The following is a 12,762-nucleotide window of genomic DNA, read 5'->3' as shown; positions in this document are numbered from 1 at the left end:
CGGGCGGCGGGGGGCGGGGGGGGGGGCCCCGCGGGGGCGGCGGGGGGCGCGCCCGGGGGGCCCCCCCCGGCCCCCCCCCCGGGCCGGGGCGGCCGCGACCGGTCCGGCGGGGCCGGGGCGGGTGCGGCCCGGCGGGGCGCGGTCAGCGGGGGTCGACGCCCTGGGCGAGGAACCACGGCAGCGGGTCGACGGGGGCGCCGCCACCGGCGGGGCGGATCTCGAAGTGCAGGTGCGGGCCGGTGCTGTTGCCGCTGCTGCCGACGAAGGCGATGACGTCGCCCGCCTTCACGGTCCCCTTGCGGATCTTGTACGACCGCAGATGGCAGTACCAGGCCTCGGTGCCGTCGGCCATCTTCAGTATCGACATGTAGCCGTACGACGGGTTCCACTGCGTGCGGATCACGCCGTCCGTGACCGCCATGACCTGGGTGCCGCCGTCGACGGGGAAGTCGATGCCGGTGTGGCGGGCCGCCCAGTGCGTGCCGGACGCGCCGAACATCTCGCCGAGCCCGTGCTGGGCGACCGGGAGGATGACCTTCGGGAGCTCGGGCTCCGGCGTCGGGGCCGGAGCGGCGAGCGCCGTCCCGCCCGCCGGGCCGGCGGGCTGAGTGCCGGAGAGGGGAGCGCGGGCGTCGCCGCGGGATGCCTGGTCGGCCTCGCCCGCGGCGAGGACCTGCTGGGCGGCGGCCCTGGCGGGCGCGGTGTCCGGGGCCTCGGCGGCCTGCTCGGGGGCCCGGCCGGCCGCCTGCGCACGCTGCTGGTCGGCCTCGCCCTGGACGGTCGCGGCGGCGGCCCCGGCCACTCCGAGGGCGGCCATCGACGGCAGCGCGACGCGCAGCAGGGCGGTCCGGGTGGCGGCCTTGGCGGCGCCGCGGCGCTGGGCGCGCGACTGCTCGCGGGCGGCCACCCGCAGCTCCGCACGGGTCGGGCGGGCGGCTGCGTCGGGAGCCATCGGGGGCTGCCTCCTCGGTGGACCTCGGGCACATCGTCGGGCGAGGGGAAGGGCGAGGGGAGGGACGGACGGAAAGGCGAGGGGAAAACAGCCGAGACTGTAGCCGTAACGCCGGGATCCGGACAAAAGTCCGTATGTCAAGAGGGGAGTTGGCGGCCTGCGGACGGAGCCGCCGGGGTATACCCGTCGGTAGCAAGGGGTGGGCCTGTGATTTTGCCCTCCTCTTGAGGGGCGGCACGGTCAGTCCGCCCGGGTGACGCTAACCTCCCCTCAGGTTGTTATTGCTGGTTAACCGCGCCCGTGCCCGACGAGGTCCGGTGGGTGGTGGACGACGAAGTCCAGGAGGCAGTGATGGGTGTGTCAGGCCCGATCCGTGTGGTGGTCGCCAAGCCCGGGCTCGACGGTCACGACCGCGGCGCCAAGGTCATCGCGCGTGCCCTGCGTGATGCCGGTATGGAGGTCATCTACACCGGCCTGCACCAGACGCCCGAGCAGATCGTCGACACCGCGATCCAGGAGGACGCGGACGGCATCGGGCTGTCGGTCCTCTCCGGGGCGCACATGACGCTCTGCGCGCGGGTGCTGGAGCTGCTGCGGGAGCGCGAGGCGGAGGACATCAAGGTCTTCTGCGGCGGCATCATCCCGGAAGAGGACATCGTCGAGCTCAAGGCGATGGGCGTCGCGGACATCTTCACCCCGGGGACGCCGACCCGGGACGTGGTGGCCTGGGTCGAGGCGAACCTGCGGGCCGCGAGCTGACCCCTCGGGCGGAGGTGTTCCGCGGGGCGCGCGCCTGCCGGGTACGCGCCCGCCGAAGTGCGCGCCTGCCGTAGCGCGCCCGCTGCGGGCGAGCGGCTGCTTCCACCGTGCGCCTGCTTCGACCGTGCGCCTGCTTCGACCGTGAGCCAGCCGGGGCGTGCCCGAGGGGTGCGCGCCGATGGGGCGCGTGCCTGCCGAGTGCTGGGCCGGGCCGGTACGGGACACCCCCGTACCGGCCCGGCCGCGTTCCGGCGCGGGCGGTCAGGCGCCGAGTTCGGCGAGCATCGCCTCCCGGAAGCGCAGGGTGCCGGCCAGCCGGGAGAAGGTCTCGGCCCAGGCGCCGGCGGGCGCCGCCTCGGCGGCCAACTCCTCGACGGCGGTGGCCGTTGCGGGGGAGAGCGCGCGCTCCGTCATGCCGAGCACCCCGCTGTGGCTCCACGGGTACGCCCCGGAGGCGGCCGCCCGGGCGAGCGCCGCGACGACGGCGGTGGACAGCGGCGGGGTCCACGGAGCCGCGCAGGCCCCGAGCAGTTGGAAGGCCTCGCCGAGGCCGTGCACCTCGATGAACGCGGCCGTCCAGACGGCGCGTTCGGCGGGCGGGAGGACGGCGAGCAGCTTGGCGGGGGCCCCGGTGCTCCGGGGGGCACGGGCGGCGCGGCCGCCGCGGGACCCCGGTGCGGGGGCCGGGGCGGGGCCCAGCAACGCCCGTGCCCAGTCGGCGTCCTGCTGGCGGACGGCGGCCCTGGCCCAGGCCTCGCGCAGGTCGTCGGCCCAGCTGCTGTCGCTCTCGTCGAGGCTGTCGCCCACCCGGAGCCCGAGCAGCCGGCCCGGCGTCAGACCGGTGGACTCCGGCCACAGCGAGAGCGGCGTGGCGGCGATCACCTCGCCGAACCACCAGGCCCGCTCGCCGCGCCCGGTGGGCGACTTGAGTGGTATGCCGTCGCGCTGCATCGCGGTGTCGCACTCGGTGGGCGGGGTGACGAGCAGGTGCGTGCCGCGCTCGGAGAGGCGGACGGCGGCCCGGGCGCGCTCGGCCATCCGGTGGGCGAGGGTGGAGCCGGGGAGGGTCGAGAGCAACTCGGCGGCGGTAGCCCGGACGTTCTTGCTGCGATCGCCCAACGCGGCTTCGAGGAAGGGCTCGTCGGCGAGCGAGAGGCCGTCCTGGAGGGCGTCCAGGAAGAGCAGCCGGTCCTCGGCGCGCTCGGTGGGCCAGGTGCTCACCAGCAGGGCGAGGCCGGCGGCGGGGTCGCTCCGGCGCAGCGCGGTCAGATGGGTGACGCGCTCGGCGAAGAGCCCCTCGTGCCAGAGGTGGTGGTCCCCGGGAGCCGCCGCTCCGTCGGGTCCGCCCGCTTCGTCGGGTCCGCCCAGTCCGTCGGGCGCGGCCGTGCCGGCGGGCGCGTCCGTGGTGGTGCGGAGGACGAAGCGCCAGTCGGCGTTCCGGGCGGCGAGCCAGCGGCCCAGGGGGCCGGCCAGCGCCACGGCGTCGGGGCGCAGCTCGGTCCGGCCGCGGGCGGCGTCCAGCAGGGCCGGTACGGCGGCGGCGGGTGGGCGGAAGCCCCGGGCGCGGGCGGTGGCGAGCCACTGCGGGAGCAGTTCGGTGAGGTTGGCGAGGGTGCCGGGGGATCCGGCGCCCCGGCTGCCGAGCAGGAGGGTGAGCCGGCGGGCCGCGGGGGTGGGCAGTTCGGGCCGGTGGTCCTCGGGGGCGGGGGCGGCGAGCTGGGCGGTGACGGCCTCGCCGGCGGGGGCCGGGCGGGCTCCGGCGCGGCGGCGGACGGTCTCCAGGGCGGCGAGTTCGAGCAGGGCGGTGGCTGGGTCGGTGCGGTCGACGGCCAGGTGGGCGGCGGAGTCACCGGCGGCCGGGGGCGGCAGGGGGCGGCGGTCGGTGCCGAGGAGGGCGGTGGTGTGGAGGGACTCCCAGGGGTCGGTCGGGGTCGGGGCGGTGGGCGGCACGCGGGGCTCCTGCGGGTCGGTGGGTGCTGGTCGGAGGCTCTCGGGCGGGTGGGGCGCCGGGGCCCGCGGCGGGCCCGTGGGCCGCGCGCGGGCCGGCCCCCGCTTCGGGGCCTACCCGGTGGTGAGGTCGATCGGGCGGTGGTCCGCGCCCCAGGCGGTGACCGGGGCGAAACCGTGGTGGCCCTGCTCGCCGAAGACGGTGAGGGGGCGGCCGGTGGAAACGGCCGCGAGGCGCCAGAGGGCCGCTTCGGGGATGGCACCGCGGTGGACCGGGAGCGTGTGCCGGCCGTCGGTGAGCTGCCAGCCGTCGGGGGTGAGGACCGGGACGACGCCGGTCAGGACGGCCGGCCAGGCGTCGAGCCAGGGATCATCCGCGACGGCGTCGCCGTAGGCGGCGACCGCTTCGGCGGGGGTGAGCCCGGGCGGCGGGGCGGCGGGGCCCTGGCCGGGGGCGTCGTAGCGGGTGCCGAGGGCGGCGCGCAGGGGGCGGGCCCCGGGGTGGAAGGCGAGTTCGGCCTCCAGCAGGTGGCCGGTGGGGAGGGCGAGGTCGGGGGCCCGGCCGGGGCGGCCGAAGGCGAGGAGCAGGGCGGCCCGGCCGGTCTTCGCGCCGCGCAGCCAGAGCCGGCGGGTGGTGAGGCGTTCGTCCGCTGCGCCGTCCAGCGGGGAGGTGCGGCTGCCGAGGACGTACCAGCGGTCGCGGACGGTGGGGCCGGCCAGCACCTCGGCGGCGTCGGTGGTGTAGCCGACCCGGGCCCGGACGGTGGCGGCCAGCGGGGCGGGCAGGTCGTCGATCCGGGCGGCGGCGGTGGCGAGCAGATGGAGCATGGCGTACTCCTCCAGGAGGTCGGGCCCGGTGACGGCGTCGAGTTCGCGGACGCGGGTGGCGAGGCCGGGGGCCTGGGCGTCGACCATCCGGGCGGCGACCTCCTCCCAGGGGCCGGCGGCGGACGGGTCCGCGAGGCCGTGGCGGACCCGGTCGGCCAGCCGCAGACGCAGCTCACCGGCGCCGGCGGCCACCCGGGCGTGGCGCTTCTCGGCCCGGCGGAGGGCGGCGGCCGGGTCGGCCGCGGCGGTGGCGCCGGTCGCCCGCCGCTCGGCGCGGTCGCGGCGCTCGGCCAGCCAGTCGGACGCCCAGTCGGAAGGCTCGCCGGCCGGGACGGCCTCGGGGGTGCCGCTCCAGAGCAGCAGCAGCCCGAGCGCGTGCTTGCAGGGGAACTTCCGGCTCGGGCAGGTGCACGAGTAGGCGGGCGTGGCCAGCTCGACGGCGGTGCGGTAGGGCGTCCGGCCGCTGCCCCTGCACTCGCCCCAGAGCGCGGCGCCGTCGGTGCCCGTGGCCGACCAGGGCGCGGGCGAGGAGAGCTTGCCCGCGGCCTTCTGCGAGCTCGCGTCGGGTGCCAGGGACAGGACGTGTTCGGTGCTCCAGCGTTCCTCCATGCCGACGACGGTAGGCGGAGGGACTGACAGGCCGGGTGGTCGAACTGAGGTCCGGTCAGGATTGTCAGTGGTCCGGTGCAGGGTGGTTCCCACAGGCCGGGACGCCGACCTGGCTCCCCCCGATCACCTCGCCGCCCGCCACCGGTGTGTCCGGCGGCCGACCCGAAGGAGCCCCCTGATGACCGACGTTCTGCGGCAGCACGCGGAGGACGCCTTCGCGGCGGAACTGGCCGCGCTGGCCGCGCAGGACGACCGCCCGCGTCCCGAGCGCTGGAAGCTCTCGCCGTGGGCCGTCGCCACCTATCTGCTCGGTGGCGAGCTGCCGGACGGCACCGTGGTCACCCCCAAGTACATCGGCCCGCGGCGGATCGTCGAGGTCGCCGTGACGACGCTGGCCACGGACCGGGCGCTGCTGCTGCTCGGCGTGCCCGGCACCGCGAAGACCTGGGTGTCGGAGCACCTCGCGGCGGCGATCAGCGGCGATTCGACCCTGCTGGTGCAGGGGACGGCCGGGACGCCGGAGGAGGCCGTCCGGTACGGCTGGAACTACGCCCAGCTGCTGACCAACGGTCCGAGCCGGGCGGCGCTGGTGCCCTCGCCGCTGATGCGGGCGATGGCGGACGGGAAGATCGCCCGGGTCGAGGAGCTGACCCGGATCCCGGCGGACGTCCAGGACAGTCTGATCACCATCCTGTCGGAGAAGACGCTGCCGATACCGGAGTTGGGCGGCGAGACGCAGGCCGTGCGCGGGTTCAACCTGATCGCCACGGCGAACGACCGGGACCGCGGCGTCAACGAGCTGTCGAGCGCCCTGCGCCGACGGTTCAACACCGTGGTGCTACCGCTCCCCGGCTCGCTGGAGGAGGAGGTGGACATCGTCACCCGGCGGGTCGACCAGCTCGGCCGCTCGCTGGAGCTCGCCCCACTGCCCGGGGGAGCCGAGGAGATCAGGCGGGTGGTGACGGTCTTCCGGGAGCTGCGGGCCGGCCTCACGGTGGACGGCCGGACGAAGGTGAAGACGCCGAGCGGCACGCTGTCGACGGCCGAGGCCATCTCGGTGGTGACCAACGGTCTGGCGCTGGCCACCCACTTCGGGGACGGCGTGCTGCGGGCCGGCGACGTCACGGCCGGCATCCTCGGCGCCGTCGTCCGGGATCCGGTGGCGGACCAGGTGGTCTGGCGCGAGTACGTCGAGGGCGTGCTGCGCGAGCGGGACGGCTGGAAGGACTTCTACCGCGCCGCCCGGGAGAACGCCCGCTGACGCCATGGCAGTTCATGGCGGTTTGCGGCAGTTCGAGGCAGTTCAGAGCAGTGCTGAGTAGTTCGATTCAGTCCGAGTCAGTTCGAGGCACGAGGAGGGAGGGCGCGATGAGCGCGGAGGTGACGCTGCTGGGCGTACGGCATCACGGTCCCGGCTCGGCCCGCGCGGTGGCCGCCGCACTGGAGCAGTTGCGGCCGGACGCGGTGCTGATCGAGGGCCCGCCGGAGGCCGATCCGATCGTCGGGCTGGCGGCCGAGAAGGACATGGTGCCACCGGTCGCCCTGCTCGCCCACGTCGTGGACGACCCGGCCAGGGCCGCGTTCTGGCCCTACGCCGAGTTCTCCCCGGAGTGGGTGGCGATCCGGTACGGCCTCGACGCCGGCGTACCGGTCCGCTTCATCGACCTCCCGGCGGCCTACGGCCTCGCCGAGGAGCGGGAGCAGCCGGAGCAGGGGGAGGAGCCGGAGCGGGCGGCGGACCCGATCGGGATGCTCGCCGAGGCCGCCGGCAGCGACGACCCGGAGCGCTGGTGGGAGGACGTGATCGAGCACCGCTCGCCCGGTACCGACGCGCTGGCCCCGTTCGCCGCGGTCGCCGAGGCGATGGCGGCGCTGCGCGAGGACGTCGCGCCCGGCGGGCCCGTCCGGCGCGACGACCTGCGAGAGGCGTACATGCGCCAGCAGATCCGGGCCGCCAAGCGGGCCGGGCACCGGCGGATCGCCGTGGTCTGCGGGGCGTTCCACGTCCCGGCGCTGGCCGTTTTGCCGACCGTCGCGCACGACCGGGCGGTGCTGGCCGGCCTGCCGAAGAAGGTGCGCACCGACATCACCTGGGTGCCGTGGACGCACCGCCGGCTCTCCCAGCAGAGCGGTTACGGCGCCGGGATCGTCTCGCCGGGCTGGTACCACCACCTGTTCACCACCACGGGTGATCCGGTGCCGCTCTGGTTGACCAGGGCCGCCGACCTGCTGCGGGCCGAGGACCACCCGGTCTCCTCGGCGCACGTGATCGAGGCCGTCCGGCTGGCCCGGACGCTGGCGGTGATGCGCGGCCGCCCGCTCGCCGGCCTGACCGAGACCCTGGACGCCGTCCGCTCGGTGATGTGCGACGGCTCGGACGTCGCACTGGCGCTGGTGCACGACCGCCTGGTCACCGGGGACGTCCTCGGCGGGGTGCCGGACGGCGCTCCGGCGGTGCCGTTGCAGCGGGACCTGACCCGGCTGCAGCGCTCGCTGCGGCTGAAGCCGGCGGTCGAGCCGCGGGAGTTGGACCTGGACCTGCGCAAGGAGAACGACGCGGCCCGCTCCCGGCTGCTGCACCGGCTGCGGCTGCTCGGCATCGACTGGGGCGTGCCGAGCCGCTCCGCTGTCACCTCGACGGGCACCTTCCGGGAGAGCTGGCGGCTCTGCTGGCAGCCCGAGTTCGCCGTCCGGATCGCCGAGGCCGCCCAGTGGGGCACCACCGTCGAGGAGGCGGCGACCGGGCGGGCGGTCGGCGCGGCGCGGGCCGCGGTGGAGCTCGCCGAGCTGACCGCCCTGGTCGAGACCTGCCTGCTGGCCGGGCTGGCCGACGCGCTGCCCGCCGTGATGCGGATCCTCGCCGACTGCGCCGCGCTCGACACCGACGTCGCCCAGCTGGCCGGGGCGCTGCCGGCGCTGGTCCGCGCGCTGCGCTACGGCGACGTCCGCGGCACCGACCACCGTGCGCTCGGCGAGGTCGCGACCGGCCTCGCCGACCGGATCTGCGTCGGGCTGCCGCCCGCCTGCACCGGGCTGGACGCGGCCGGCGCGGAGGCGGTGCGCGGCCGGCTCGACGAGGTGCACGGCGCGATCGGCCTGCTGGAGGCGGGCAGCGGGCTCGTCGACCGGTGGGCCGGGACGCTGCGGGCGCTCGCCCGCCGCGAACCGGTCGGCGGTCCGGCCACGGGCGTGCCCGGCCTGCTGCGCGGGCGCGCCGTCCGGCTGCTGCTGGACGACGGACGGCTCGACTCGGAGGAGGCCGGCCGCCGGATGGGCCTCGTCCTCTCGGCGGCCAACGCCCCGGCGGACGCGGCCGGCTGGGTGGAGGGCTTCCTCAGCGGCGGCGGCGCCCTGCTGCTGCACGACCCCCGGCTGCTCGGCCTGCTCGACGGGTGGCTGACGGCGGTGCCGGCCGAGGTCTTCACCGATGTGCTGCCGCTGCTGCGCCGCACCTTCTCCGCGCTGGAGGCGGGCGTCCGCACCACCGTCGGCAGCAGGGTCGCGGCCGGTCCGCTGGGCACCGAGCCGGTGGCAGCGGCGGGCACGGGCCCCGAGCTGGATCCGGCCCGCGCCGACGCGGCGCTGCCCGTGGTCGCCCTGCTGCTCGGCTTGCCCGGCTGCGCGGTCCACCCCGCGGGGCCGCCGCGGATCCCCCGACAGGCCGAGGGCCGCGACACCTGACCCCGCACCGACGCGCCCGGCGCGACGCGCCCGACCCGATGCACCCGCACCCGACGACGCACCTGACCTGATGGACCGGAAGGAGCACCCGATGGCAGAGGCCACCACCCCCGCCGCTCCCGTCACCCTCGCCGCCGAGGAGCGGCTGCGCCGCTGGCGGCTGGTGCTCGGCGGCGAGGCGGACGGCACCGGCAGCGCGCTGCGCGGCCGGGACGCCGCGATGGACGGCGCGCTCGCCGCGCTGTACCGGGGCACGCCGCAGGAGGGCCGGGCCGGGCGGTCCGGCCGGCGCACCGCGGGGCTGGGCGGCTCGGCGCCGCAGGTGGCCCGGTGGCTCGGGGACATCCGCGAGTACTTCCCCACCAGCGTCGTCCAGCTGATGCAGCAGGACGCCATCACCCGCCTCGGCCTGGACCGCCTGCTGCTGGAGCCGGAGATGCTGGAGGCCGTCGAGCCCGACGTCCACCTGGTCGCCACCCTGCTCTCGTTGAAGCACGCGCTGCCCGAGACCACCCGGGAGAGCGCCCGCGCGGTGGTCGGCAAGGTGGTCGCGGAGCTGGAGCGCCGGCTCGCCGACCGCACCCGGGCCACCCTGGGCGGCGCGCTGGACCGCAGCGCCCGGGTGAACCGCCCGCGCCACCGCGACATCGACTGGGACCGCACCATCCGGGCCAACCTGAAGAACTACCTGCCCGAGCACGGCACCGTCGTCCCCGAGCGGCTGGTCGGCTACGCCCGGGCGCAGCGCGCGGTGAAGAAGGACGTCATCCTCTGCATCGACCAGTCCGGCTCGATGGCCCCCTCGGTGGTGCACTCGGCGGTGTTCGGCGCGGTGCTGGCCTCGATGAGGACGCTGGACACCCGGCTGGTGGTCTTCGACACCTCGGTGGTCGACCTCACCGAGCAGCTCGGCGACCCGGTGGACGTCCTGTTCGCGACCCAGCTCGGCGGCGGCACCGACATCAACCGCGCGCTGGCCTACTGCCAGTCGAGGATCACCCGCCCGTCCGAGACCGTCGTGGTGCTGATCAGCGACCTCTACGAGGGCGGCATCCGGAACGAGATGCTCAAGCGGGTGGCGGCGATGAAGGCGGCCGGCGTCCAGTTCGTCGCGCTGCTCGCGCTCTCCGACGAAGGGGCGCCCGCGTACGACCACGCGCACGCGGCCGCCCTGGCCACGCTCGGCGCCCCCGCGTTCGCCTGCACGCCGGACGCGTTCCCGGACGTCATGGCGGCGGCGATCGAGAAGCGGCCGATCCCCGTCCCGCCGCAGGGCGGGTAGCGACCGGGTGCGCGGGTTCACCCGGACGAGCGAACCCGGGCCCGGCCCCACCGCTGATCTGCGCACCTGCTGAGCAGGGCGCGCGGCAGCCGGTCGGGGCCTGGCTGTGACGGTTCTCACCCAAGCCGGGCCGGTCCCGGGCGAAACACGCCTGCCGTCCGGGGATAACCTGCCAGACGGACGTGACGCGCGTGTTGATTGACGTGTGCGCCCGTGGCTGTGTGGGCCGCAAGGCCGTACCTCTGCGTACCCGCACCGCCCCGACGACCCGCAGCGAAGATCCTGCCGTGGCACGCTCGTAGAGACACAATCCGCGACCACGAACAAGGACAAACACGTGGACCTGTTCGAGTACCAGGCGAGGGACCTCTTCGCCAAGCACGGGGTTCCCGTGCTTGACGGTGATGTCATCGAGACCGCCGCAGACGCTGCCGCCATCGCGGAGCGCTTCGGCGGCCGCGCCGTCGTCAAGGCTCAGGTGAAGGTGGGCGGCCGAGGCAAGGCCGGTGGCGTGAAGCTCGCCGCCGACCCGGCGGACGCCGTCGCCAAGGCCGAGGCGATCCTCGGGATGGACATCAAGGGCCACACCGTTCACAAGGTGATGCTGGCCCAGACGGCGGACATCAAGGAGGAGTACTACGTCTCCTTCCTGCTGGACCGCACCAACCGCACCTTCCTGGCCATGGCCAGCGTGGAGGGCGGTGTGGAGATCGAGGTCGTCGCGGAGGAGAACCCCGAGGCGCTCGCCAAGATCCCGGTCGACGCCAACGAGGGCTGCACCCCGGAGAAGGCCGCCGAGATCGTCGCCGCCGCGAAGTTCCCGGCGGAGATCGCGGACCAGGTCGCCGATGTCCTGCAGAAGCTCTGGGTCGTCTTCATCAAGGAGGACGCCCTCCTCGTCGAGGTCAACCCGCTGATCAAGTCCGGCGACGGCAAGATCATCGCGCTCGACGGCAAGGTCTCCCTGGACGAGAACGCCGAGTTCCGCCAGCCCGAGCACGAGGCGCTCGAGGACAAGGCCGCCGCCAACCCGCTGGAGGCGGCGGCGAAGGCCAAGGGCCTGAACTACGTCAAGCTCGACGGCCAGGTCGGCATCATCGGCAACGGCGCGGGTCTCGTCATGAGCACCCTCGACGTGGTCGCCTACGCGGGCGAGAGCCACGGCGGCGTCAAGCCCGCCAACTTCCTCGACATCGGTGGCGGCGCGTCCGCCGAGGTCATGGCGAACGGCCTGGAGATCATCCTGGGCGACCCCGACGTCAAGTCGGTCTTCGTCAACGTCTTCGGTGGCATCACCGCGTGCGACGCCGTCGCGAACGGCATCGTGCAGGCCCTGGCCCTGCTGGAGTCCAAGGGCGAGAACGTCTCCAAGCCGCTGGTCGTCCGCCTGGACGGCAACAACGCCGAGCTTGGTCGCAAGATCCTCGACGACGCCAACCACCCGCTGGTGCAGCGCGTCGACACCATGGACGGCGCCGCCGACCGTGCCGCCGAGCTGGCCAACAAGTAAGGAAGGGGACTTAACACCATGGCTATCTTCCTTACCAAGGACAGCAAGGTCATCGTCCAGGGCATGACCGGCTCCGAGGGCATGAAGCACACCCGCCGCATGCTCGCCTCGGGCACCCAGATCGTCGGTGGCGTGAACCCGCGCAAGGCCGGCACCACGGTCGACGTCGACGGCACCGACGTGCCCGTCTTCGGCTCCGTCGCCGAGGCCATCGAGAAGACCGGTGCCGACGTCACCGTCATCTTCGTGCCGCCGAAGTTCACCAAGGACGCCGTCGTCGAGGCCATCGACGCCGAGATCGGCCTCGCGGTCGTCATCACCGAGGGTGTCCCGGTCCACGACTCGGCCGCCTTCTGGGCGTACGCGGGCTCGAAGGGCAACAAGACCCGGATCATCGGCCCGAACTGCCCGGGCCTGATCAGCCCCGGACAGTCCAACGCCGGCATCATCCCGGCGGACATCACTCAGGCCGGCAAGATCGGCCTGGTGTCGAAGTCCGGCACCCTGACCTACCAGCTCATGTACGAGCTGCGGGACATCGGCTTCTCCTCGGCCGTGGGCATCGGCGGTGACCCGGTCATCGGGACCACCCACATCGACGCTCTCAAGGCCTTCCAGGAGGACCCGGAGACCGAGCTCATCGTCATGATCGGTGAGATCGGTGGCGACGCCGAGGAGCGTGCCGCGGCCTACATCGCCGAGCACGTCACCAAGCCGGTCGTCGGCTACGTCGCGGGCTTCACCGCCCCCGAGGGCAAGACCATGGGCCACGCCGGCGCCATCGTCTCCGGCTCCTCGGGCACCGCGCAGGCGAAGAAGGAGGCCCTGGAGGCCGCCGGCGTCAAGGTCGGCAAGACGCCGTCCGAGACCGCCCGCCTGGCGCGTGAGCTGATCAACGGCTGACGCTCGCCCCGCGCATCGAGCGCCCCGTCCGGATCTCCGGGCGGGGCGCTCGCCGTTGTGCCGGGGCCTCCGGCCGGGAGAGCGGCGGCCCCACCGTTCGCCGATCCGGCCGCGGCTCCGGCCGTCGCCGGTGAGGTGTGGCCCGTCGCCTCGGCGCCCCGGCGCCCCGGCGTCCCGGCGTCCCGGCGCCCCGTCGCCCCGGCGTCCGCCCTGGCCCGGGTCGGAGGCCGGGGACTCCGTCGGCGGGCCGCTCAGCGGTCCGCCGGGCAGGGGAGGAGCGACCAGCGGGTG

The 12,762-nt window shown here is 75.2% G+C and carries 9 protein-coding genes; 6 read left to right on the top strand and 3 right to left on the bottom strand.

The annotated features are described in order from the left end of the window. Positions 1-142 precede the first annotated feature (142 nt). Positions 143-952, bottom strand: coding sequence for a peptidoglycan DD-metalloendopeptidase family protein (locus ACFWA9_RS34720; RefSeq protein ID WP_352291274.1), 810 nt, complete (start codon positions 950-952; stop codon positions 143-145). Positions 953-1,303: 351 nt separating this feature from the next. Here ACFWA9_RS34720 and ACFWA9_RS34715 point away from each other — a divergent pair, with 351 nt between their 5' ends. Further along, positions 1,304-1,711 (top strand): cobalamin B12-binding domain-containing protein, encoded by a 408-nt coding sequence (locus ACFWA9_RS34715; RefSeq protein WP_329492132.1) that lies wholly within the window; start codon positions 1,304-1,306, stop codon positions 1,709-1,711. A gap of 261 nt (positions 1,712-1,972) precedes the next feature. Here ACFWA9_RS34715 and ACFWA9_RS34710 read toward each other — a convergent pair whose 3' ends face one another. Together ACFWA9_RS34710 and ACFWA9_RS34705 are read right to left on the bottom strand one after the other, a co-directional pair. Further along, positions 1,973-3,661, bottom strand: a complete 1,689-nt coding sequence (locus tag ACFWA9_RS34710; RefSeq protein ID WP_380392746.1) for a DUF5691 domain-containing protein — start codon at positions 3,659-3,661, stop codon at positions 1,973-1,975. A gap of 111 nt (positions 3,662-3,772) precedes the next feature. Next, positions 3,773-5,095 carry an SWIM zinc finger family protein gene (locus tag ACFWA9_RS34705; RefSeq protein WP_380392743.1) on the bottom strand — a complete coding sequence of 441 codons (1,323 nt, stop codon included), beginning with the start codon at positions 5,093-5,095 and terminating at the stop codon, positions 3,773-3,775. A gap of 178 nt (positions 5,096-5,273) precedes the next feature. Between ACFWA9_RS34705 and ACFWA9_RS34700 the strand changes: the two genes are divergently transcribed. The 5 genes from ACFWA9_RS34700 to sucD all read left to right on the top strand — a co-directional run bounded on the left by ACFWA9_RS34700 (position 5,274) and on the right by sucD (position 12,471). Beyond that, on the top strand, positions 5,274-6,356 hold the full coding sequence (locus tag ACFWA9_RS34700; RefSeq protein ID WP_329488051.1) for an AAA family ATPase: 1,083 nt from the start codon (positions 5,274-5,276) through the stop codon (positions 6,354-6,356). Positions 6,357-6,463: 107 nt separating this feature from the next. Then, positions 6,464-8,776, top strand: a complete 2,313-nt coding sequence (locus ACFWA9_RS34695; protein WP_380392740.1) for a DUF5682 family protein — start codon at positions 6,464-6,466, stop codon at positions 8,774-8,776. Between the two features lie 91 nt (positions 8,777-8,867). Then, positions 8,868-10,058: a VWA domain-containing protein gene (locus ACFWA9_RS34690; RefSeq protein ID WP_352291269.1), complete on the top strand. Its 1,191-nt coding sequence runs from the start codon at positions 8,868-8,870 to the stop codon at positions 10,056-10,058. A gap of 337 nt (positions 10,059-10,395) precedes the next feature. Next, positions 10,396-11,568, top strand: a complete 1,173-nt coding sequence (gene sucC / locus ACFWA9_RS34685; RefSeq protein ID WP_329488047.1) for an ADP-forming succinate--CoA ligase subunit beta — start codon at positions 10,396-10,398, stop codon at positions 11,566-11,568. Positions 11,569-11,586: 18 nt separating this feature from the next. Next, entirely contained in the window at positions 11,587-12,471 is an 885-nt protein-coding gene (sucD, locus tag ACFWA9_RS34680; RefSeq protein ID WP_329488045.1) for a succinate--CoA ligase subunit alpha, read from the top strand. The last annotated feature ends 291 nt before the right edge of the window (positions 12,472-12,762 follow it).

The organism is Kitasatospora sp. NPDC059973, from assembly GCF_042737525.1.
GTDB lineage: Bacteria > Actinomycetota > Actinomycetes > Streptomycetales > Streptomycetaceae > Kitasatospora.
This window is presented reverse-complemented; position numbering and strand designations above follow the sequence as displayed.

Excerpts from the sequence above, each read along its gene's own strand:
- ACFWA9_RS34720 (WP_352291274.1), bottom strand. The coding sequence starts at position 952 with ATGGCTCCCGACGCAGCCGCCCGCCCGACCCGTGCGGAGCTGCGGGTG.
- ACFWA9_RS34715 (WP_329492132.1), top strand. The coding sequence starts at position 1,304 with ATGGGTGTGTCAGGCCCGATCCGTGTGGTGGTCGCCAAGCCCGGGCTC.
- ACFWA9_RS34705 (WP_380392743.1), bottom strand. The coding sequence starts at position 5,095 with ATGGAGGAACGCTGGAGCACCGAACACGTCCTGTCCCTGGCACCCGAC.
- ACFWA9_RS34700 (WP_329488051.1), top strand. The coding sequence starts at position 5,274 with ATGACCGACGTTCTGCGGCAGCACGCGGAGGACGCCTTCGCGGCGGAA.
- ACFWA9_RS34695 (WP_380392740.1), top strand. The coding sequence starts at position 6,464 with ATGAGCGCGGAGGTGACGCTGCTGGGCGTACGGCATCACGGTCCCGGC.
- ACFWA9_RS34690 (WP_352291269.1), top strand. The coding sequence starts at position 8,868 with ATGGCAGAGGCCACCACCCCCGCCGCTCCCGTCACCCTCGCCGCCGAG.
- sucD (WP_329488045.1), top strand. The coding sequence starts at position 11,587 with ATGGCTATCTTCCTTACCAAGGACAGCAAGGTCATCGTCCAGGGCATG.